At 37.2% G+C, this 21,318-nt stretch carries 21 protein-coding genes; 11 read left to right on the forward strand and 10 right to left on the reverse strand.

Features of this window, described 5'->3' with window-relative positions; translation table 11 throughout:
* Positions 1–132: 132 nt before the first annotated feature.
* Positions 133–2,352 carry a catalase/peroxidase HPI gene (gene katG / locus RBH95_RS09740; protein WP_307899398.1) on the reverse strand — a complete coding sequence of 740 codons (2,220 nt, stop codon included), beginning with the start codon at positions 2,350–2,352 and terminating at the stop codon, positions 133–135.
* Positions 2,353–2,664: 312 nt separating this feature from the next.
* Between katG and RBH95_RS09745 the strand changes: the two genes are divergently transcribed.
* Positions 2,665–3,156 carry a cupin domain-containing protein gene (locus RBH95_RS09745; RefSeq protein WP_307899399.1) on the forward strand — a complete coding sequence of 164 codons (492 nt, stop codon included), beginning with the start codon at positions 2,665–2,667 and terminating at the stop codon, positions 3,154–3,156.
* A gap of 188 nt (positions 3,157–3,344) precedes the next feature.
* Here the strand turns inward: RBH95_RS09745 and RBH95_RS09750 are convergent, their stop codons facing one another.
* Positions 3,345–4,493: a cysteine desulfurase family protein gene (locus RBH95_RS09750; protein WP_307899400.1), complete on the reverse strand. Its 1,149-nt coding sequence runs from the start codon at positions 4,491–4,493 to the stop codon at positions 3,345–3,347.
* A 150-nt stretch (positions 4,494–4,643) separates the two neighbouring features.
* Between RBH95_RS09750 and RBH95_RS09755 the strand changes: the two genes are divergently transcribed.
* Positions 4,644–5,549, forward strand: a complete 906-nt coding sequence (locus RBH95_RS09755) for a hypothetical protein (RefSeq protein ID WP_307899401.1) — start codon at positions 4,644–4,646, stop codon at positions 5,547–5,549.
* Positions 5,550–5,552: 3 nt separating this feature from the next.
* On the opposite strand, the gene RBH95_RS09760 is transcribed toward RBH95_RS09755, so the two are convergent.
* The gene (locus RBH95_RS09760; protein WP_307899402.1) at positions 5,553–6,107 is read right to left on the reverse strand and encodes a Smr/MutS family protein; all 555 of its coding nucleotides are present in this window, start codon (positions 6,105–6,107) and stop codon (positions 5,553–5,555) included.
* The gene (locus tag RBH95_RS09765; protein WP_307899403.1) at positions 6,104–6,307 is read right to left on the reverse strand and encodes a hypothetical protein; all 204 of its coding nucleotides are present in this window, start codon (positions 6,305–6,307) and stop codon (positions 6,104–6,106) included. Before RBH95_RS09765 ends, RBH95_RS09760 begins: the two co-directional genes overlap by 4 nt.
* 160 nt (positions 6,308–6,467) lie before the next feature.
* Here RBH95_RS09765 and RBH95_RS09770 point away from each other — a divergent pair, with 160 nt between their 5' ends.
* Both RBH95_RS09770 and RBH95_RS09775 read left to right on the forward strand, forming a co-directional pair.
* Entirely contained in the window at positions 6,468–6,749 is a 282-nt protein-coding gene (locus tag RBH95_RS09770; protein WP_307899404.1) for a DUF2752 domain-containing protein, read from the forward strand.
* A gap of 16 nt (positions 6,750–6,765) precedes the next feature.
* Positions 6,766–7,110: a CCC motif membrane protein gene (locus RBH95_RS09775; protein ID WP_307899405.1), complete on the forward strand. Its 345-nt coding sequence runs from the start codon at positions 6,766–6,768 to the stop codon at positions 7,108–7,110.
* A gap of 64 nt (positions 7,111–7,174) precedes the next feature.
* Here the strand turns inward: RBH95_RS09775 and rocD are convergent, their stop codons facing one another.
* Positions 7,175–8,419: an ornithine--oxo-acid transaminase gene (gene rocD / locus RBH95_RS09780; protein ID WP_307899406.1), complete on the reverse strand. Its 1,245-nt coding sequence runs from the start codon at positions 8,417–8,419 to the stop codon at positions 7,175–7,177.
* A gap of 135 nt (positions 8,420–8,554) precedes the next feature.
* Between rocD and rlmD the strand changes: the two genes are divergently transcribed.
* From rlmD to RBH95_RS09800, 4 genes are all read left to right on the forward strand, one after another.
* Positions 8,555–9,970: a 23S rRNA (uracil(1939)-C(5))-methyltransferase RlmD gene (rlmD, locus tag RBH95_RS09785; RefSeq protein ID WP_307899407.1), complete on the forward strand. Its 1,416-nt coding sequence runs from the start codon at positions 8,555–8,557 to the stop codon at positions 9,968–9,970.
* Between the two features lie 34 nt (positions 9,971–10,004).
* Complete coding sequence (locus tag RBH95_RS09790) at positions 10,005–10,538, forward strand: DUF6452 family protein (protein ID WP_307899408.1); 534 nt, start codon at positions 10,005–10,007, stop codon at positions 10,536–10,538.
* Positions 10,504–11,250 carry a DUF6048 family protein gene (locus RBH95_RS09795; protein ID WP_307899409.1) on the forward strand — a complete coding sequence of 249 codons (747 nt, stop codon included), beginning with the start codon at positions 10,504–10,506 and terminating at the stop codon, positions 11,248–11,250. Before RBH95_RS09790 ends, RBH95_RS09795 begins: the two co-directional genes overlap by 35 nt.
* 165 nt (positions 11,251–11,415) lie before the next feature.
* Complete coding sequence (locus tag RBH95_RS09800; protein ID WP_307899410.1) at positions 11,416–11,949, forward strand: lipid-binding SYLF domain-containing protein; 534 nt, start codon at positions 11,416–11,418, stop codon at positions 11,947–11,949.
* A 65-nt stretch (positions 11,950–12,014) separates the two neighbouring features.
* Here RBH95_RS09800 and RBH95_RS09805 read toward each other — a convergent pair whose 3' ends face one another.
* Positions 12,015–13,172, reverse strand: coding sequence for a class I SAM-dependent RNA methyltransferase (locus RBH95_RS09805; protein ID WP_307899411.1), 1,158 nt, complete (start codon positions 13,170–13,172; stop codon positions 12,015–12,017).
* Positions 13,173–13,295: 123 nt separating this feature from the next.
* Here RBH95_RS09805 and RBH95_RS09810 point away from each other — a divergent pair, with 123 nt between their 5' ends.
* From RBH95_RS09810 to RBH95_RS09820, 3 genes are read left to right on the forward strand one after another with little or no spacing between them, the layout of a single operon-like run.
* On the forward strand, positions 13,296–14,027 hold the full coding sequence (locus RBH95_RS09810) for a class I SAM-dependent methyltransferase (RefSeq protein WP_307899412.1): 732 nt from the start codon (positions 13,296–13,298) through the stop codon (positions 14,025–14,027).
* Between the two features lie 18 nt (positions 14,028–14,045).
* On the forward strand, positions 14,046–14,720 hold the full coding sequence (locus RBH95_RS09815; RefSeq protein ID WP_307902248.1) for a ZIP family metal transporter: 675 nt from the start codon (positions 14,046–14,048) through the stop codon (positions 14,718–14,720).
* Positions 14,721–14,743: 23 nt separating this feature from the next.
* Complete coding sequence (locus RBH95_RS09820; RefSeq protein ID WP_307899413.1) at positions 14,744–15,175, forward strand: DUF4268 domain-containing protein; 432 nt, start codon at positions 14,744–14,746, stop codon at positions 15,173–15,175.
* On the opposite strand, the gene RBH95_RS09825 is transcribed toward RBH95_RS09820, so the two are convergent.
* The 4 genes from RBH95_RS09825 to RBH95_RS09840 all read right to left on the reverse strand — a co-directional run bounded on the left by RBH95_RS09825 (position 15,172) and on the right by RBH95_RS09840 (position 21,274).
* On the reverse strand, positions 15,172–15,798 hold the full coding sequence (locus RBH95_RS09825) for a hemolysin III family protein (RefSeq protein WP_307899414.1): 627 nt from the start codon (positions 15,796–15,798) through the stop codon (positions 15,172–15,174). The genes RBH95_RS09820 and RBH95_RS09825 overlap by 4 nt on opposite strands.
* Before the next feature lie 8 nt (positions 15,799–15,806).
* Positions 15,807–16,484, reverse strand: a complete 678-nt coding sequence (locus RBH95_RS09830) for a DUF4294 domain-containing protein (RefSeq protein WP_307899415.1) — start codon at positions 16,482–16,484, stop codon at positions 15,807–15,809.
* A gap of 209 nt (positions 16,485–16,693) precedes the next feature.
* Positions 16,694–20,344, reverse strand: coding sequence for a M1 family aminopeptidase (locus RBH95_RS09835; RefSeq protein ID WP_307899416.1), 3,651 nt, complete (start codon positions 20,342–20,344; stop codon positions 16,694–16,696).
* Positions 20,345–20,386: 42 nt separating this feature from the next.
* Positions 20,387–21,274 (reverse strand): ABC transporter ATP-binding protein, encoded by an 888-nt coding sequence (locus RBH95_RS09840; protein ID WP_307899417.1) that lies wholly within the window; start codon positions 21,272–21,274, stop codon positions 20,387–20,389.
* Between the last annotated feature and the right edge of the window lie 44 nt (positions 21,275–21,318).

Below are 21,318 nucleotides of genomic sequence, written 5' to 3' on the forward strand. Positions count from 1 at the left end.
AAGTAATCATCTGTGATTACTTATAAATATACACAACAAACACAAGACACTCAAATACAATTTGTTATAAAACAAAAAAAAGAGCAATCATAAAATGATCACTCTTCTTTATTCTTGTTAATATTACTGTTCTTAATTCAAATCAAACCGATCCAAATTCATCACTTTAGTCCATGCGGCCACAAAATCCTTTACAAATTTTTCGTTGGAATCTTCGCATCCATAAACTTCTGCAACAGCTCTTAATTCTGAATTTGAACCAAAAATTAAATCAGCTCTTGTAGCGGTCCATTTCACGGTTCCTGTTTTCCGGTCACGACCTTCAAAAAATTCTTCAGAATCCGATTGTTTATGCCATACCGTTGCCATATCAAGAAGATTCATAAAGAAATCATTGGTAAGCGCCCCTGGTTTATTGGTAAAAACACCATGTTTAGAATGATCGTAATTGGTATCCAATACACGCATTCCTCCCAAAAGCACCGTCATTTCTGGAGCAGTAAGTGTTAATAATTGTGCTTTGTCTATCAATAGTTCTTCTGTAGAAACATCAAACTTGGTTCTTCTGTAGTTTCTGAATCCATCTGCAAAAGGCTCTAAATAATCAAAAGCCTCAACATCGGTTTGTGTTTGAGAGGCATCCATCCTTCCTGGGGTAAATGGTACTTCTATATCAAAACCTCCGGCTTTTGCAGCCTGTTCTACTCCAACATTACCTGCCAATACAATAAGATCTGCCAAAGAGACCTTTTTTCCATTTGAACCAAAGTCACTCTGAATTTCTTCCAACACTTTTAAAACTTTATCCAACTGTTTTGGATTGTTCACTTCCCAGTCCTTTTGAGGTTCTAAACGTACTCTAGCTCCATTGGCACCACCTCGCATATCCGAACCTCGGAACGTAGATGCCGAAGCCCATGCTGTAGAAACCAATTCGGAAACTGTCAATCCAGAATTCAATATTTTCGATTTCAGCGCCGTAACATCTATAGTGGAGATTAACTCATGATCCACTTCTGGAATAGGGTCTTGCCAAATCAATTCTTCGGTAGGTACCTCTGGCCCTAAATAACGGGAAGTTGGCCCCATATCACGATGAGTTAACTTATACCATGCCCGTGCAAAAGCATCCGCAAATTCATCTGGATTTTCGTAAAAACGTCTAGAAATTTTTTCATATTCAGGATCAAATCTTAAAGACAAATCGGTAGTCAACATAGTAGGAAGATGCTTTTTATTGGCATCAAAAGCATCTGGAATGGACGGTTCAGCATCTTTGGCAACCCATTGTTTGGCACCAGCAGGACTTTTAGAAAGCTCCCACTCATATTTAAAAAGATTTTCAAAGAATAAATTACTCCATTGGGTTGGTGTTTGTGTCCATATTACTTCAGGACCTCCAGTTATGGCGTCCTTTCCAACTCCAGATCCAAAACTACTTTTCCAACCAAACCCTTGCTCTTCTATAGGCGCTGCTTCTGGCTCTGGCCCCACATATTTACTAGGATCTGCCGCCCCGTGAGTTTTACCGAAACTATGTCCTCCTGCAATCAAAGCTACCGTTTCTTCATCATTCATGGCCATACGTTTAAAGGTCTCCCTAATATCAACTGCCGCCGAAACTGGATCTCCATTACCATTAGGGCCTTCTGGATCTACATAAATCAACCCCATCACCACAGCTGCCAGTGGATCTTCCAAATCACGTTTCCCTGAGTATCGTTTATCCTCCAACCAAGTAGTTTCCGATCCCCAATATACATCTTCTTCGGGCTCCCAAGTATCTACACGGCCTCCACCAAAACCAAAAGTTTTAAAGCCCATAGACTCCAAAGCCACATTCCCTGCCAACACCATTAAATCTGCCCAAGAAATCTTTTTTCCATATTTCTGTTTAATAGGCCACAACAACCTTCGCGCTTTATCCAAACTAGCATTATCTGGCCAACTATTTAATGGAGCAAAACGTTGTTGACCAGCTCCTGCACCGCCTCTACCATCACCTATACGATAGGTTCCTGCACTATGCCAAGCCATTCGGATAAACAACCCTCCATAATGGCCAAAATCTGCAGGCCACCAATCTTGAGAATCAGTCATCAAGTCCAATAAATCCTTTTTAAGGGCATAGTAATCCAACTTTTTAAATTCTTCAGCATAATTAAACTCATCTCCCATAGGATTGGATAGTGAAGAATTTTGGCGAAGGATATTTACTTTTAACCTATTGGGCCACCAATCCTTATTTTGGGTTCCTCCACCAGCAGCTTGCTTAGGTGCAGCTCCAGAAAATGGACATTTGGACGCCCCATTTGACTTATGAGACGCATGTGATTGATTGTGATTTTCCATAATATATTAGATTAGATTGTATTAAAATAACTCAATTAATTTTGGACCCACACTATAACTATAATTTATAATATGAATAATTAGATAAAATAAATCAATGATTCACTTCGATAATAGAAGAAATTCTAATTTCCTTAAAATTAAAAAATCAAATGCCATTCACCAACTAAAAACCTCTAATTATCAAAGCCTTAAAACATAAACAAAAACACTATTTTAATCTAATAACCTTTGAATCCTATCATCCTCATTTTTTTAATTACATCTAATTATTTAGTTTAATTTGCAACATAAATACTATGCAAACCACTCATGACCTCTAAAATAACCATCAAAAGCCAAGAAGATAATGACTATCTAGCTGTTGCCGGAAGTAATTACCGTATTGTCATTTCGGGAGAAGATACCAATGGTGATTATGCCGTTATTGAAATGCTTGTGCCTCCTGGCGGCGGCCCTCCTCCTCATAGTCATCCCTATGCACAGGAATTATTTCATATAACAGAAGGAGAACTTGAATTTAAAAGTGAAGACGGTCATATTACCGTAAAAGCGGGAGAGTTTGTAAGCGTTCCTCTGGATGGTCCCATTCATTGCTTTAAAAATACCTCTAATAAAAATGCCAAGCTAACCTGTACTATCATGCCTGCAGGGTTGGAAAATTTATTTAGAGATATTGGGACACCTGTAAAATATGGCGAATTCCTACCTTTAAACGATCCAACACCAGAGTACTTAGAATTTATTGAGGGGATTGACAGGAAATATAAACAGAAAACGTATCCTTGGGAATATTTGGATTAGAATAGTATCTTGTCAAAAGAAAAGTATGGCTGCCCAGACATATTTGTCTAGTTATCGATTATGGAATTGAGAAACACAAAAGCCTACACTACTAATGGCAAAGAGCAAGTGTAGGCCCCATATTGAAAACTTTCTACATTCTTAAAATAATGCTGAAGGCAGCCATTTAATTAAAATATTTAAAGAGACTAAGCTTCAACTATTTCTTTAAGTACCTCTACGATATAATCAATTTCTTCTTTATTGTTATAACTGCTGAAAGAAAAGCGAATAGACGGCTTTTTTAAATCCTCTTCAGACAGAATTTGGGTTAATACATGCGACCCAAGCGAACTTCCACTTTGACAAGCACTTCCCTTAGAACAGGCTATTCCTTTTAAATCCAACTGAAACTGCAAGGTCATAGCCTTTTCAGCCGATAATGGTAAACGCACGTTTAACAAGGTATAGGTACTATTTGCATCATCCCCACAATTCCCATTAAAATCTACTCCTGGAATATGTTTTTCAACTTCGGATTTAAAGTAATTCTTTAAGTCTAAAATATAATTACGTTCTGTTTCCAAATGGTCATAAGCCAAAACAAAGGCTGTTTCCAAACCTTTAATATTATGTACAGGTTCCGTACCGGCCCTAAAACCACGCTCTTGAGCACCTCCAAAAATAAGTGGTTTTAGATGGCTATTCTTTCTAATGTATGCAAAACCAATCCCTTTAGGTCCGTGGAATTTATGAGCTGCAGCCGTCATAAAGTCGATAGGCACCTCTTGGACATCCCATTCAAAATGTCCGATAGATTGTACCGTATCACTATGAAACAACGCATTGTTCTCCTTACACATTACAGCTACCTTTTTTACATCCAAAAGGTTACCTATTTCATTATTAACATGCATCAAGCTTACCAATTTCAATCCTTCTGAAGCCTGCAACAAACGTTCTAAATGGTCATAATCTGGGGTTCCACATTTTTGAAGTTCCACATACTCCACATTAATACCGTACTCTTGCTGTAGCTCTTCGGCTGTATGCAGAACAGCATGGTGCTCAATACGAGAAGTAATGATGGTTTTTACACCAGCATCTCGTACAGCACAGCGTAAAATCATATTGTCCGCTTCCGTACCTCCAGAAGTAAAAATAATTTCTTGCGGCAGTGCATTAAGCCTTTTAGCAATAGTTTTTCTGGCCGATTCTATGATAGATTTTGAAGACCTTCCAAAAGCGTGTGTAGAAGATGGGTTTCCGTAGTTTTCAGATAATACTTTATGCATTTCTGTAATCACTTCATCCCTAACCCTAGTGGTTGCGGCACTATCAAAATATACTTGTTTCATGTTTTTTGGTTTATTCGTAATTCTTGGGAAATTGACATGAGAAAACCCTCCACTGCCAATCTGCGGCAAAAGTAAAGGAAATAAAATTATTTCCCAGATGCCACGTTATAAATTAACAATTCTCTTATTTTTGTCACTCAAATTACCACTATGAGAAAGCTTTTATACTTACTGTTTATAGGATTATGTATAACGTCTTGTGACGATGGCGATGTTCTTGATGTTGAACTGGATTTTGATGACGAATTAACACTATGTTCAGAAAGCAGTGACGCTTACCTTCTCTACAAAACTAAGGAAGCTCCTTATGAATCTTTGAGCTTACTGTTTCCTTCCAACAGTACAAACGATAATATTTTTAATCCTGAAGAAGGCGTTGTTGAAGGCACTTTAACCATTAATGGTAGCAGTGTAAGGTTCCATTACCGAACCTATGACAATAATCCAGAAAATTTTATCTGTAATTTAATTCCCGATGAAACCGTAACGGTAACCAATAACTACGAAGCTACTTCGGGTACCGTAGAATACTATTCTACATTTGTAGACGATGATAATGATGGCGTTCCTACTTCCGTAGAAGATAAAAACGAGGATGGTGATAACGACCCTAGCACCAATCCAACCGATACCGATGGGGATGGTATTCCAGACTATTTAGACGAAGATGATGATAATGACAATGTGAAGACCATCAATGAAGCTCCAGACCCTAATGGGGATGGTTCTGTGGATGACGCCAGAGATACGGATGAAGATCTCACTCCAGATTACCTGGATGAAGACGATGATCAAGACGGGGTCTTAACTAGATACGAGGATGAAGATGGCAACAAAAATCCTGCAGATGATTTTGCAGTGGACTCTGTTATTCCTAGATATTTAGATAATAATGCTCAAGACATATTCCTGCTAGATGAGTTTATTGAAAACACTTTTACTAGAACCATCTCCGTTCATTTTACAATTCATAATATAGACATTACTGTTTTAAGTACTGACGAATTGGATCTTGGAACTTATGAGCTTGAAGTAGAATATTCTACAGAAGAATAATCTTTAGGGTGCTACATTTTGATAAATATAAACCTCTGTGGCACCCATGCCGTATTTTTGGTAATCGGCGGCATAAAAGGTAACATTGTTATACCTGCCAAAAAGGTATTCCAATTCGGTTTTTAGAACCCCTTCCCCTACGCCATGAATAAACACCACTTTTTGAATGCGCTTGCTTATTGCAAATTTCAATTGGCGTTCAGCAGTATCCAGTTGTAAGGTCAACATTTCATGCTTGGAAAGCCTATTGGGCCTAGGAGTCAATTGATGAATATGCAAATCTACCTCCATAGCCGGTAAATTGCGCTCCTTTGGTTTGATTCTTTGCGATTTTCTTTTTTGCGGAATTTCCTTTTCCTGAATTACTTCAAAAGCAGATTGTCCTGTAAATACTTCCGATTTTAATGAGGTATCGATACGTATCAATTCATGAGCATAAAATTCCAGCACAAAACCATCGGTGGTTTCAATGCCAAATAAATCGCCTTTTTTACCAGTGATGACTCCCGAAATATCTTCATCCAGCACCGAAACTTTATCGCCTATTTTTAAACTCATGCATCTAAATCTTTTTCGTCTTTAGTATCGTTTTCAAATTTACTTGGAATATTTTTAGAGATGCCATAAACCCCTATCATTAGCAAACATATTCCTCCAATTAATACATAAACGTTCTGTTGTTCTTGGGCTTGTGCATAAAATGCCACTATGCCGCCAACAATTATAAAAAGATAGTTGATTGGTCTAGAAATATTCATTGTACTCTGCAATAATAGAAAAGCCCAAAAATACAGCTTTTAACACTATTATTAATGCCAAGACTTACAATTGATTTGCATTTTTTTATATGAAAATACTTGCTTTTGCCATTAACAAGAACTAAGTTTTTATACATTTGTTGTAAGTCATTACTAAAATATGTCATCACTAGAACCTTACATGCTCCCTTGTCTTTGGAAAAAAACCTTTGGTATGGACTGCTTGGGTTGTGGTATGCAACGAGCATTGGCACTAGTATTTCAAGGCGAGTTTTCTGCAGCTTTTAAAATGTACCCCGCCATTTACACTTTACTATTACTAGGCCTATTTCTATTAGCCCATATTAAATACCAGTTTAAATATGGACATAGAATTGTCTTTGCCCTATTCATCTTGAATATTACAATTACCTTGATAAATTATTATTTAAAACACTTTTAACCTTAAACTAATCAACATGGAAAAACAAACTTTACCAAATTCAACTTTAATCTTAGTAATGGGAATCCTGTCAATTGTAGGCTGTTGCTTTTATGGAATCCCTGGACTTATCTGTGGAATCATCGCCATTGTATTGGGCTCAAAAGCTACCAAAGTTTACCAATCGGCTCCAGAAGACTATTTGGGATATGGCAATGTAAAAGCAGGAAGAATAATGGGAATTATTGGTGTTATTTTAAGCATCATTTCAATTGCTTACCTAATTTGGATTATTAGCTTTATTGGATGGGAGGCTTTGTCTAACCCAGAATTATTGCAAGAACGTTTGCAAGAAATCCAACAAGGGTTACCTCAAGAATAACGAAACCAAACACAAAAAAAAGCGACCAATTGGTCGCTTTTTTTATGAACTTAAATCCTTGTTACTAAGCTTCAAATTGCTTTAAGGTTTTTACTATAATACCCACACAATCCAACAATTGCTCTTTAGTCATTACCAAAGGTGGCGCAAAACGAATAATATTACCATGCGTTGGTTTTGCCAACAATCCATTATCACGAAGTGCCAAACAAATGTTCCATGCCGTATCGCTTTCCTCGTCATCATTAATTACAATGGCATTCAACAAACCTTTACCACGCACCAAACTAACCAATTCACTGGTTTCGATATATTTGTTCAATTCGCTTCTAAATAATTGTCCCAATGCTTCTGCATTCTCTGCCAATTGCTCCTCCTCAATTACTGACAGAGCAGCCATAGCCACAGCTCCAGCAATAGGGTTTCCTCCAAAAGTACTTCCATGGTTTCCAGGGTGAATAACATTCATTACCCCATCATTGGCCAATACCGCACTTACAGGATATGCACCGCCACTTAAGGCTTTACCCAATATTAAAACATCTGGTTTTACATTTTCATGATCAACCGCTAACAGCTTTCCTGTTCGGGCAATCCCTGTTTGTACCTCGTCTGCAATAAACAATACATTATATTGCTCACACAAAGCCTTTGCTTTAGCCAAATACCCTTCGGTTGGCACATATACACCAGCTTCTCCTTGAATAGGCTCTACCAAAAATCCTGCAACGTTTGGATTGTTTTTTAAAGTCTCCTCCAAAGCGTCCAGATTGTCATATGCAATTTTTATGAACCCTTTGGTGTATGGTCCAAAATTCTCACGTGCCACAGGATCGTTAGAAAAAGAGATGATGGTTGTTGTACGTCCGTGAAAGTTATTTTCACAAACTACTATTTCGGCATCATTTTCATGAATACCCTTTACTTCATATGCCCATTTTCTACATAATTTCAAAGCTGTTTCCACAGCCTCTGCTCCTGTATTCATGGGCAACAATTTATCAAACCCAAAGTACTCACAAGCAAACTTTTCATAGGTACCCAAAACATCGTTATAAAATGCTCTTGAAGTTAAGGTTAATGTTTTTGCCTGCTCTACCATAGCCCCTACAATTTTTGGGTGACAATGTCCTTGGTTTACCGCAGAATAGGCCGATAAAAAATCATAATATTGTTTCCCTTCAACATCCCAAACATGCACACCTTCACCTCTACTCAAAACCACTGGAAGTGGATGGTAATTGTGAGCTCCATATTTGTTTTCTAATTCAATTGCTTGTTGGGACGTCATTTGGTCTAAAACCGCCATTTTATTTACTTTTAATTAAAACATTTGCAATTCCTTCTTTCAGGAGAGAAATCATCCATATTTGTAGTGGCCGCAAATTACTAAATCTTGTCCGATTTTTAGAAATTTTACCGGCATTTATTCTATTTTTGCCACATGTCAAGAAGAAACAAAAAGCAGGTATTTACCAACGTTGAAGTGATAGATGCCGGGGCCAAAGGCAAATTGGTTGCCAAAGCGCCAGACGGTAAAGTAATTTTTTTGTCGAATGCCGTACCAGGTGATGTAGTAGACATTCAAACCTACAAAAAGCGCAAGGCCTATTACGAAGGCAAAGCCATTGCGTTTCATTCCTTATCCGAAAAGCGCACGGAACCCAAATGCGAACATTTTGGAGTTTGTGGTGGTTGTAAATGGCAGGATATGGATTACCAATACCAATTGGAATACAAACACAAAGAAGTTGAAAACAACCTAAGACGCATTGGCCATGTAGAACTTCCCGAAATCACTCCTATTTTAGGATCTTCGGAACAGTATTTCTATAGGAACAAAATGGAATTTTCCTTTAGCGACAGCAGATGGCTAACACAGGAAGAAATCCAATCTGGTGAAGATTTGGGCGACAAGAATGCTCTGGGCTTTCATATTCCAGGAATGTGGGACAAAATTTTGGACGTCAAAAAATGTTGGTTGCAGGGAGATCCTTCCAATGCCATTCGCAATGAGGTAAAATCCTTTGCCATTGCCAATGATATGGAATTTTTCAACACTCGTAACCAAGCTGGATTTTTGCGTTCCCTCATGATACGCACTTCCACAACGGGAGACCTTATGGTAATGATCCAGTTCTTTAAGGAAGATAAAGCAAAACGAGAATTATTACTGGATCATTTGGCTGAAACCTTCCCTGAAATTTCCTCTTTGCAATACGTTATCAACGGAAAAGCAAATGACACCATTTATGATCAGGAGGTGATTTGCTACAAAGGAGACAACCATATTTTTGAACAGATGGAAGACCTAAGGTTCAAAATCAATGCAAAATCCTTTTACCAAACCAATTCCAAACAAGCCTATGAACTCTACAAAATTGCACGTGATTTTGCCGATTTAAAAGGAGACGAATTGGTATACGATTTGTATACAGGAACAGGTACCATTGCGCAATTTGTAGCAAAAAAAGCCAAAAAGGTAGTCGGTGTAGAAGCCGTTCCAGATGCTATTACCGCTGCCAAGGAAAATGCACAATTAAACGGTATTGATAACGTTGACTTCTATGTGGGTGATATGAAAAATGTATTCAACGATGCCTTCATTAGCCAGCATGGACATCCAGATGTCATTATTACAGATCCACCTCGTGACGGTATGCACAAGGATGTGGTTCAGCAAATATTGAATATTGCTCCAGAAAAAGTTGTTTATGTAAGCTGTAACAGTGCAACTCAAGCCAGAGATTTGGCACTTATGGATGACGCTTACAAAGTTACCAAAGTACAAGCTGTAGACATGTTCCCGCAAACCTACCATGTAGAAAATGTTGTACTTTTAGAACGTCGAAACCTCTAAAGAACCCAATGTCTGCTAATCAGAAAATCTAATTATGGTAAGATATTTAAAAATTATATGTCCACTTTTAGCACTCCTGGGATACCTTGTTTTAGGATGCGAAAAAGATGATATATGTGCTGAAACCACGGCTACCACTCCTCATTTAATTATTCGTTTTTACGACGTTAGCAATCCAACAAACACGCGTTCGGTTAGAAGACTTACCGTAAAAGGTGAAGGCATAGATGAAGAAATAGTATCCAATGTTGACACGGACTCCATTGTACTACCCTTAAATTTTCAGGATGAAGGTATTACAGCCATTTCTAGATTTGAATTGAAAAAGGATACCGATTACGACAGTGATGATAACGAAACCACTGTTTCCAATACCGATATTATTGAGGTAAACTATACTCCTGAATTTATCTATGTTTCCAGAGCTTGCGGCTATAAAAGTATTTTTGCAGGTACCGAAATAGACGTAGATGAAACTAACGATGAGGATATTTGGATCATAAATGCCGTAACAGCTAACACAACCATAGAAAATGAAACAGCAGCACACATCAACATTTATCATTAAAATATTGGTATTGCTGTTGTTCCCTTTAATGTCGGCAGCTCAGCAAGAAATTGATTCCGAAAGTAGTGACACCCTAGTCTACAAACAAAAATACGGCTTACGTATTGGGGCCGATATCAGTAAACCCATCCGCAGTTTTATTGACGATGACTATTCTGGATTTGAGATTGTTGCCGATTATCGCCTTACACAAAAATTATATTTGGCAGGCGAATTAGGTACAGAAGAAAAAGATAGCAGAACAGATTTCTTGGATGTAACCACCAAAGGAAGTTATTTTAAGGCTGGTGTAGACTACAATATGTACACCAACTGGCTGGACATGCAAAATATGATTTATGCAGGTTTCAGAGTTGGAGCCAGCACTTTTAGCCATACAGTAAACAACTACACTATTTACAATACAGATCAATATTGGAACAACCAGTACAGTAGTACTGTTGGTCAAGAATACGATGGTCTTTCGGCTATTTGGGGAGAACTTATAATAGGTATTAAAGCAGAAACCTTTAAAAACTTGTTTATTGGCATTAATGCGCAATTAAAAGGACGCATTACGGAAACCGAACCAGACAATTTTGAAAACATATACATCCCTGGTTTCAATAGGACCTATGATAGTGGTAAGTTTGGAATGGGCTTTGGTTATTCCATCTCCTATCTTGTACCTATCTTCAAAAAAGATAAAAAAGTAATTCAGGAAGAGGAATAAACTTTCTTTACATATATTCTATAATAAGAGGGCCTATTGGGCCCTCTTTACTTTTTATTTCCACAAAAACCCAACAAACCAAAACTTTAAAAAACTACAAAACAATTACTTATATTAAAAAATCACTATCTTTAGAAATCATATTTTTAACCAAACACCACCATTATGAAACAGTTAAAAGAATTAGTTTTCGTTTTTGTACTAAGCATGTTTACTATTTCTGCCTACTCCCAAACGGAGAAAGACAGAAAAATTATTATCGATGCTGAACAGGCTAAAATTGAAATGGTAGAACATTCTCCAGATTTAAAGAAGTATTTTGAAAAATCTGCCGGTTACGTAATCTTTCCAAATGTTGGAAAAGGAGGACTTATTGTTGGAGGTGCTTCCGGAAATGGCGTTTTGTATGTGTCTGGTGTGGCACAAGGAATGGCCAGTGTAAAAGAAATTAATATTGGAGCCCAAATTGGAGGACAGGCCCTTATTGAAATCATCTTTTTTGAAACCGCCGATGCTCTGGATGAATTCAAGAAAGGTGACTTTAAATTTGACGCCGGAATTTCTGCAACAGCCTTAACCATGGGGCAGTCACTAGATGCCAAATACACCGATGGGGTTGCTGTATTCACCCACACCAAAGGTGGTTTAATGGCGGAAGTATCCGTTGGAGGCCAAGTATTCCATTACAAGCCTTTTTAGAAATTAAATCATAAAAAAGCGTTTCAATTCTGAAACGCTTTTTTATGCTATATCTATTGTGTCTTTTAAGACATGTACTTTCCTTTCTTACTGCCCTCGTACATAACATATTTCACCAACTTAGACTCCAACTTAGCATTGTACAATTGGATTTTTCTGGAAGGTCTTAACCCAACAAATTTCAAGGCCTCTAAATTAGATGTAATAAACCAAGCGTCTGTTCCCGGATAACCTTGTTTTAAAGTATCTCCTATAGACTTATAAAAACTTTCCATTTCTATATCCAAACGCTCCCCATATGGCGGGTTAAACAACATATGCAATTTCTCATTCCCTGCCTTTTGGGTTTTAAAGAAATCTTCATGTTTTATGGTTATAAACTCTTCCAAATGCGCGTTTTTCACATTGTCCTTAGCTTTATTTACAGCGCTTGGCGATTTATCGTAACCTATAATTTTATGATGAAAATCACGCGTTTTTTTCAGCAAGGATTCTTCAATGGTTTCAAATAAATCTACATCCCAATCCTGCCAACGCTCAAAAGCAAATTCCTTGCGCATTAAGTTTGGAGGAATATTACAGGCTATCATAGCTGCTTCAATCAAAACAGTACCACTACCACACATAGGGTCCATAAAATCGGACTGTCCATCCCAACCGGACAACATTACCAAACCAGCCGCAAGCACTTCGTTAATTGGGGCAATATTAGTAGCTGTCTTATACCCTCTTCTATGCAAAGATTCCCCCGAAGTATCTAAAGATATGGTGCATTGCTGACGATCGATATGTACGTTGATTTTTAAATCAGGAAACCGCAAATCCACGCTAGGGCGATGACCTGTAGTATTTCTAAATTTATCCACAATGGCATCCTTGGTTTTAAGGGCGATATATTTGGAATGCGTAAACATTTTGGAATGCACGGTAGCATCAATGGCTAAAGATCCCGTAGCCTTCATATAATCCTCCCAAGGCATTTGGTAGACCTTATCATATAAATCCTGCTCACTTACAACCCTAAACGACTTGATAGGCTTCAAGATTTTGATGGCGGTACGCAAAGCCAAATTAGCTTTATACATAAAACCCTTATCCCCAACAAAACTAACATTCCGAACACCTGGCTTCACATCTTGTGCTCCAAGTTGGGTCAATTCCTTAGCAAGAAGTTCTTCAAAGCCAAATAAGGTCTTGGCCACCATCTTAAAATTATTCTCCATAGTTTACTCCAAATAGATTGCAAAAATAAAGTATTTTTGTGGCACATAATAGTATTATGTCAATAGGTTGAAACCACAATCAACCAAGGCAACATAAAATGTTCCTTTTCTCTTGAATTATTTATGACAAAAGACACAACACAATGGTATGCGTCATGGTTTGACACTCCTTTTTACCATATTTTATATAAAGACAGAAACCATCATGAAGCACAGCGCTTTATGGATAATCTCACCAAGTACCTTAGCCTTTCTCCCGATTCCAAAATTTTGGATTTAGCTTGCGGAAGAGGTCGCCACTCTAGGTATTTAAATTCATTGGGATACCGTGTTACCGGGGTGGACATTTCAAAAAACAACATTGCCCATGCCAAACAATTTGAAACCGAAAAGCTACATTTTGAGGTCCACGACATGTCTGCTACCTATAATGATGAATTTGATGCTGTACTGAATCTGTTTACCAGCTTTGGATATTTTGATAACGATGCAAGTAATCTTGCAACCATTAATGCTATCAAGAACAATTTGAATACCTATGGATTAGGCGTGATTGATTTTATGAACAGTGATTGGGTTATTGCAAACCTTATCCCCGAAGAAACCAAAACTTTGGAAGGCATTAATTTTCATCTTAAGCGGTACGTAAAAGACGGCTATATTTTTAAGGATATCTCGTTTGCTCATAATGGTCAGGACTACAACTTTCAGGAACGGGTAAAGGCGTTTTCTCTGGAAGATTTTGAAGCCCTTTTTGAAAAAGCAGGTGTGTATATGTTGGATGTTTTTGGCGATTACAACCTGCGAAAATTCTACAAAGGCACATCTGAACGTTTAATAATGATTTTTAAATAATTGTATCTTGGTAATATGATGTATCAATATCTCTTACCCATAATTGCCGTACTCTTTGGGATTACATTTGTAGTTTTCACCAATAAAAGCAATACTCTTAACACTAAGTTATTATTGGCTTTTAGTGGAGCCTTCTTATTGGCATTGACCCTTTTTGAACTTCTCCCAGAAGTGTATGAACATTTGGAAGCTAAACAAACTGGGCTTTTTATAATGTTCGGGATTTTGTTTCAGGTTATCTTGGAGTTCTTTTCAAAAGGTGCCGAACATGGGCATGTACATGTCCATAAGCATAACCAGAGTTTTCCTTGGGCCTTGTTTGTAAGCTTATGTATTCATAGCTTTTTTGAAGGGTTTCCAATACATGAGCACAATGATATGGTTTATGGAATTTTGGTACACAAAATCCCAATTGCCATTGTTATTACTGGATTTTTATTGCATTCGCACTTTAGTAAACTTCAAATTATAGCATTCCTATCCATTTTCGCCATCATGACACCTTTGGGAACTTTATTATCTCAAAGCTGGTTATTGATTACAGATTATATCACGATGATTAATGCTGTTGTAATAGGAATATTTTTCCATATTTCAACCACCATTTTATTTGAAAGTGAGGAAGGCCACAAATTTAGCGTTACCAAACTATTCGCTATCTTGTTGGGAATTGCTATAGCCTACATGATTTAACTCATCAGAAACCATCAAGACACATGTTCAGTAAAGAAGAATCACGATTATTACGACAAGAGTTTTGGACCAGTTTTGGAAAATCCTTTCCAAGAAAATGGATTCTATACGATACCAAGATCAAGGAATTCAGTTTTAAATTTCATTTTGACACCAAAAAGGCTTTGGTAGCTCTGGATGTTGAAGGCGATTTGGAAAACCGAATTACCTATTGGGGCCAATTGGAATCCTTAAAAACCATTTTATTGGAAGACTATTTACCCGAAGCTATTTTTGAAGAGGAACACCTATTGGAAAATGGTAAGGAGATTTCCAGAATTTACGTCCCTTTAGAACAAAAAGTATCCATTCACAACAAAAACACTTGGCAGGAAGTCATGGTATTTTTCAATACCACCATGGATCGATTTGAAACGTTTTTTGAAGATTTCAAGGATGTTATTAAGTTGGATTAAATCACATATAGAAAAATCATAAAAAAATGGCTAATGGCACCGGCCAATACAAAAAGGTGCCAAATTACGTGGTTGTAGGGTATCCGTTCAATGGCATAAAAAATGATACCCAAAGTATAAAAAAGCCCACCAGCAAACAGCAATGTCAAACCGCCACTAGATACTTGTTCGGCTAAAGCTGAAAAGTCAAAAACAATCAACCAGCCCATCACTAAATAAAGAATTACCGAAAAGACTTCAAAGCGGCCGGTAAAAAACAATTTCAAAAAGACACCAAAAGCCGCAATTCCCCAAACCACCCAAAATAGAGGCCATCCCAAACTATGTGGCAAGGCAATTAAAAGCACAGGTGTATAGGTTCCTGCAATAAGCAAATAGATACTTATATGATCCATAATCCTAAAATAGTGCTTCTTCTGTTCTTCTTTGATACCATGATAAAAGGTAGAAGCTAAAAACAGGACAATAATGGAAATACCATAAATCACCACACTAAAGAGTCCCCAAGGAATACTGGAACTACAAAAAGTTATCAGTAGCACAAGACCAACAATACCCAAAACAGCTCCCAGAGCATGGCTACTGGCATTTAATTGTTCTTCAAAAGGAGTTTGTTTGCGCATAGAACCATTTAATTTTTGATATTAGTCAAGGTCCACTTATCCGTTAAGTCGTAGTAATCAAAATCAATGGCGGGTTCTTGCCTTATAAGTTGTCCGTTTTGGAAGGCGCGCTCTAGAATATCTTCGATCAAATAATCTTCTTTTACATTCATGGGATCAAATTCTTCCTTTAGGGAAATATCAAACAGCCGTGCTGTATTTTGAAACCAAAAGGCTCGCCAACTGTTTCTCAGCTCTTTTATTAAATCGAAAGTAGTACTTCCTGTTTGCCGATGGATAAGTTTCACTAAAATCTGACCTTCCGTCCGGGTTAGCTTTTTAAGTTCCGCTGAAAATTCATCCTCAATATAATGTTGTACTATTTTGGCATATTTTTTTTTATCCCGATTGTTGTCCAACTTTCCTATTCGCTCATTGAGGGTTACCAAACGTTCCGCCGCCAATTTGGCATAAGGATAGACTTTTATGGTTTTACGTTTGAGAATTAAGTAACGTTTACGGGCATCCTTATCGTCAAACTTTAGTTTGTGCAGTAAAATAACCTCGTGTAAATCTATAGCCGTACGCGGAATGGAATCGCCTTCCACAATAATATAATCCACTTGGGTAGAATCTTGTTCAACAGGTTCTACTTGGGCCCATATGGCCAAGGGACAAATAACCAATATGTAGCAAAGCCACTTCATAGACAATTTTTAAATCCAAAACCATTCCAAATATAACAGAACATTCCACTTCTGATAAGTAATTCCTATTTGAATGGGTCTTAAATATTAGGGTAAAATTAATAATTTACAACCTCTAAAACCTTAAAATACTATTAATATTATACAACAACTTATTATTCAATTCAAAAAAAAACCATAAGCAGTGCTTATGGTTTTTTACAAAGCTTTTACAGGCCTTTCCTGTTGTCATTACTATTTGTGTCTATTAATTTATTATAAGGGTCTACCCCTACTTCAACAGGCTTTTTATCGACTATTATAGAGATGTTGTTATCAATTTTGGTAATCTTATGCTTTTTCAAATAAAGTTCAGTTTCCTTTTTAACACCATCAACATCCTCTTCTCCGAATACTCCAATATCTATATAATCTGCCAACGGCAATGAATATTCCGGCTTTTTCATTGTTTCCGATTGGTATTGCAAAGAATCCTTTCCATTATCTGAAAAGAAGCGCTTCCCTTTCTCGTCATTTCTATATTTACTTACTTGAAAATTAATATCTACTTGATATTTACCATTCTCTAACTCTGTTGTTGTAACATCTGCAATTCGGTTTTCATAAAGCGTAATGGTTTCAAACATATCCTTAATTACATATTGTAAACTATCTGGTGTTACTTGCTTGATATAATCAACCATCTCCACGGAAGTTGTGTATGGCGCTTCTTGAAACTTCACCTTATCCACATAAGCTTTCAAAGCATTGTTCAATCTTTCTTCGCCTATATAATCGCTTAAGGCATAGAATACCAACGAGCCCTTTTGATAACGTATATAGCCTTGACCATCGTTGTACATCAACGGTTTTTCACGTTTGGACTCAAAAGTTCTCTGGGTTAAGTAATCATCCAAAGCCTCTTTTAAAAACTTGCGCATTTTGCTTTTTCCTTGCTGATGTTCCAAAACTTTCAACGACACATACTCTGATAAACTTTCAGATAACATGGTAGCTCCCAACACATCGGCTCCAATTACCTGATGGGCCCACCACTGATGGGCTACCTCGTGCACGGTAATGGCAAAGGGGTAATCGACACCTCCATCTTCGGTTTCATCCACGTCGGCAATAAAACCTACGCCCTCCGAAAATGGAATTGTATTTGGGAACGATTGGGCAAAGCTTCCACCAGTTTTAGGGAACTCAATGATGCGAAGTTGCTTATGCTGATAAGGACCAAAATTTTTACTGTTATAGTCCAAAGAGGCTTTCATTCCAGCCATCATTCTGTCCAAATTGTACTCATGCCCCTTATGGTAATAAATTTCGAGATTGACATCATTCCATTTGTCCTTCTTCACTTCATACCTAGCTGAATTGAAGGCATAAAAGTTCAAAATTTCGCTATCCATTTTATAATGGAAATAACGGCGTCCGTTTTCCGTCCATTCCTTTTGCAAATACCCCGGAGCAATCGCTATTTGGTCCTCCGAAGTACTCACGGTTGCTTCAAAATCGACCCAATCAGAATCTTTCGCTATATAAGTATTCCCAAGCGCCGTAGAGTCCGTTGGCATTGGTTTTAGTTTATTTGGTGGCAAATCATATTTCTCACGGGTTTTGTCATCTTGCAACTCCCCACCATTATATCCTAGATTTGGAAATATTTGAAAATTGTTAATAAACGTCCCGTTGTAACGCACAGGAGAATTCTTTTCCAACCAACTATTTGCTTTATTCTTAACTGTAAAACTTAATTTGATACTATCCCCAGGCAACAATGGACGCTTAAGTTCATAAATATCGAAATTGTAAATAGTATCTTCAGATACCAATGTATTGGGCCTATCAAATTCAAACGTGCTAGGGTAACTGTTATGATTTAAGAAAAGACTATCGATGGCTACATCTGTCTTATTAATCATGACATATTCACCAGAAGCATCAAAATCAAGCTGCTTTGGATAAATATTTACGTTGGCCTTTACGGACACAATTCTCGGCTGCGCGGCATTTTCGTATTTCTTATATGTTTTTTCCCATTCCACTATCCTAAGTTCAGATTCTTTAGAAGACACTCGGGTATTCACAATATTATTCTGATAATAAATCCTAAATCCTAGAGATAGGAAAGCCAAAACAAATACCGTAAGCAAAACAGTAACTTTAGGAGTCAATCTATCTTTGGCTATCTGGAAACGTTCTTTAAAAGAATCTGGCAAGCCCCTTACCCAAAACAAGCCTGTGAGCACCAAGAGCACCAATCCCCCTAAGACCCAATAGAACTTATAAACCAAATACAACACAAAGGAATCCCCATAACCGTTCATGTCGGAAAAGGAATAGCCAGGGCCCTCGTTATACTTGAAAATAGCTTGTTCTACTCCTGCTAAACTTAACAATGGAATTCCAATAGCCAATACAATCAATACAAAAAGCCCTAAATATAGATTTCTGAGAAGCGTATGTAAAAACAAGGCTAAAAATGCCCAAATGGCGTAATTAATAAACTTTAAAACAAATAATTCATATACATAATGGCCAATTTCAAAATTATAGTAGCTATTATACATTTGAAATAACATACCGGACAACATAACAATGGCCAACAGCACCAATTGCATTTTTAGCAATGCAATAAATTTGGATATAAACAGTGTCCAGTTGGGAATAGGCGTTACATCTATTAAATCTCCCATTCTGGTAATATTTCCACGTTGTACCAATAACCCTGCGTATAAAAATGTACAAATGTTAATGGCCACAACAAACGCAGAACCACCATTGAGCATTTTCCAAGTAACCGGCAATGTCGGTGTTCCGAAGAGATTTCCTACTTCAGAGAGTGCAATCAACACTATAATCAAACCAACAATAAGAATGCTTATGAAAGGCCAGCTTTTAACTATATAGAAAAACTCCATGTTGGATAATTTCCAAGTAGTTTTCAAATTTTGAAGAAAAGAGTAATCAAAACTTACCTTAGGTAAATTAATTTTGGTTACACCACCAAAATTTCGCTTGGTAAAGCGCTCTCCTTTATCCTTTTTAAAGGAGATCGTAATTGCATTTTGACTAAACGAGAAAAACCTATAGACCAATCCAAAAATTAAGGAGGCAATCCCCAGCCACAGCAAACGGTTATAGATAATAAGTCCTTTAAAAGGTAGATGCCATTCATTCTGTTCGGCAACGGTCCAATATCTAATATAATAATCTGCAGCAGAAGCGCCATAAGGATCCAACATGGCTGCCAAAGCCCTATTATCTGGATCCGACAGCAAACCTTCCATCAAACCTTGCACAAATATCAATAATACTATCGTGATGAAACCTGCTGCAATATTTCTAGTAAAAGTTACCACCGCAAATACAATAGCCCCAAATAGCAATATATTAGGTAGGATATAAACCAAATAGGTATATAGATAGGACTGAAAATCGAAGGCACCAACCAACTCGCCATTGGTTCCTGGGAATCGAAACCCAATAAATAACCCAATACCTATAACAAAAACAATTCCCGTAACCACCACTATACTGCTAAAAAACTTGGCAAATAAATAATTGGCTTTACTAAATGGGTAGGAATATAAAATGGTATGCATTTCACTTTTGTAATCTCTATAAATAGAAACTCCAATTATGGATGGGAACAAAAAGAAAATAAAAATCGTCAAAGCATTGTAAAGGTTAAAAATACCAATTGGAGAATTAACGATCCTTGAAGATCCTGTAGTAACCGTTACACTATCAAAAATTCCTGCAGAAGCAGAGGCCATAAAAAAAGCCAAAATAAAAAATATGGCTGCGTAAATATAAGTTGCTGGCTTTGTTAACCAATACTTGAGTTCGTGAATAAATATGGTAGAAAACATATAAAGTTGTGGCGTTAAAAATGAGACTTTAGCAAATGATGATTACGACAAAATGGGTTCGTCTTCCTTTAGCGCTATAAAATACACATCATCCAATTGTGGTTCAGTTGCTACAAAATCAGAAGCAGGAAGTGCTTCCGCATACACCCTAATATTTAACGTATTGTCTTCATTATAATTGGAAGAAAGCACATTGTACATGGCCTCCATTTGCTCCAATTCATCTCGCTGAACAATTTTAGTCCAAATTTGTCCACGCAACGATTCTCTTGCTTGGGTTGGAGTGGCCTGCTTTAAAATTTTTCCTCCATTTAAAATGGCCATATCCGTACACAATTCTTTAACATCCTCAACAATATGAGTAGAAAAGATTACCGTACAATTAGTTCCTACTTCCCTCAACACATTCAAAAAGCGGTGTCTTTCTGCGGGGTCCAACCCAGCCGTAGGCTCATCAACGATAATCAGTTTAGGGTTGTTCAATAGTAATTGCGCTATCCCAAAGCGTTGTTTCATTCCACCAGAATAACCAGCCACATGTTTTTTTCTTACATCGTAAAGGTTGGTAATCTCAAGTACTTCCTGAACCAAAGCCTGCCTTTCTGTTTTGGATGAAACTCCCTTTAAGGTTGCAAAATAATCCAATAATGCTTCGGCTGACATCTTAGGATACACCCCAAAAGATTGTGGCAAATACCCCAATACCTTTCTAAGGGCCATTTTATCTTCCAAAACATTAATATCTCCAAACATTATCGAACCAGAATCTGGACTTTGCAAGGTAGCTATCGTTCGCATTAAAGATGACTTACCGGCTCCATTTGGCCCCAATAAACCAAACATTCCAGTACCTATTTCAAGGCTTAAATTATCAATGGCTTTTACTCCATTTTTATAGGTTTTAGTTAAATCTTTAATGACAAGCTTCATAGATATTAAATTTAGTTATTGTGTTTTGACCATATATGTATAAA

Origin of the sequence: Mangrovimonas sp. YM274 (genome assembly GCF_030908385.1) — a bacterium.
Classification (GTDB): domain Bacteria; phylum Bacteroidota; class Bacteroidia; order Flavobacteriales; family Flavobacteriaceae; genus Mangrovimonas_A.

Bases quoted from the DNA above. Each gene is read 5' to 3' on its own strand.
- RBH95_RS09830 (WP_307899415.1), bottom strand. From the start codon at position 16,484: ATGAAGTGGCTTTGCTACATATTGGTTATTTGTCCCTTGGCCATATGG.
- RBH95_RS09820 (WP_307899413.1), top strand. From the start codon at position 14,744: ATGTTCAGTAAAGAAGAATCACGATTATTACGACAAGAGTTTTGGACC.
- RBH95_RS09790 (WP_307899408.1), top strand. From the start codon at position 10,005: ATGGTAAGATATTTAAAAATTATATGTCCACTTTTAGCACTCCTGGGA.
- rlmD (WP_307899407.1), top strand. From the start codon at position 8,555: ATGTCAAGAAGAAACAAAAAGCAGGTATTTACCAACGTTGAAGTGATA.
- RBH95_RS09800 (WP_307899410.1), top strand. From the start codon at position 11,416: ATGAAACAGTTAAAAGAATTAGTTTTCGTTTTTGTACTAAGCATGTTT.
- RBH95_RS09840 (WP_307899417.1), bottom strand. From the start codon at position 21,274: ATGAAGCTTGTCATTAAAGATTTAACTAAAACCTATAAAAATGGAGTA.
- RBH95_RS09815 (WP_307902248.1), top strand. From the start codon at position 14,046: ATGTATCAATATCTCTTACCCATAATTGCCGTACTCTTTGGGATTACA.
- rocD (WP_307899406.1), bottom strand. From the start codon at position 8,419: ATGGCGGTTTTAGACCAAATGACGTCCCAACAAGCAATTGAATTAGAA.
- RBH95_RS09745 (WP_307899399.1), top strand. From the start codon at position 2,665: ATGACCTCTAAAATAACCATCAAAAGCCAAGAAGATAATGACTATCTA.
- katG (WP_307899398.1), bottom strand. From the start codon at position 2,352: ATGGAAAATCACAATCAATCACATGCGTCTCATAAGTCAAATGGGGCG.
- RBH95_RS09795 (WP_307899409.1), top strand. From the start codon at position 10,504: ATGAAACAGCAGCACACATCAACATTTATCATTAAAATATTGGTATTG.
- RBH95_RS09835 (WP_307899416.1), bottom strand. From the start codon at position 20,344: ATGTTTTCTACCATATTTATTCACGAACTCAAGTATTGGTTAACAAAG.
- RBH95_RS09770 (WP_307899404.1), top strand. From the start codon at position 6,468: ATGTCATCACTAGAACCTTACATGCTCCCTTGTCTTTGGAAAAAAACC.
- RBH95_RS09755 (WP_307899401.1), top strand. From the start codon at position 4,644: ATGAGAAAGCTTTTATACTTACTGTTTATAGGATTATGTATAACGTCT.
- RBH95_RS09750 (WP_307899400.1), bottom strand. From the start codon at position 4,493: ATGAAACAAGTATATTTTGATAGTGCCGCAACCACTAGGGTTAGGGAT.
- RBH95_RS09760 (WP_307899402.1), bottom strand. From the start codon at position 6,107: ATGAGTTTAAAAATAGGCGATAAAGTTTCGGTGCTGGATGAAGATATT.
- RBH95_RS09775 (WP_307899405.1), top strand. From the start codon at position 6,766: ATGGAAAAACAAACTTTACCAAATTCAACTTTAATCTTAGTAATGGGA.
- RBH95_RS09805 (WP_307899411.1), bottom strand. From the start codon at position 13,172: ATGGAGAATAATTTTAAGATGGTGGCCAAGACCTTATTTGGCTTTGAA.
- RBH95_RS09810 (WP_307899412.1), top strand. From the start codon at position 13,296: ATGACAAAAGACACAACACAATGGTATGCGTCATGGTTTGACACTCCT.
- RBH95_RS09765 (WP_307899403.1), bottom strand. From the start codon at position 6,307: ATGAATATTTCTAGACCAATCAACTATCTTTTTATAATTGTTGGCGGC.
- RBH95_RS09825 (WP_307899414.1), bottom strand. From the start codon at position 15,798: ATGCGCAAACAAACTCCTTTTGAAGAACAATTAAATGCCAGTAGCCAT.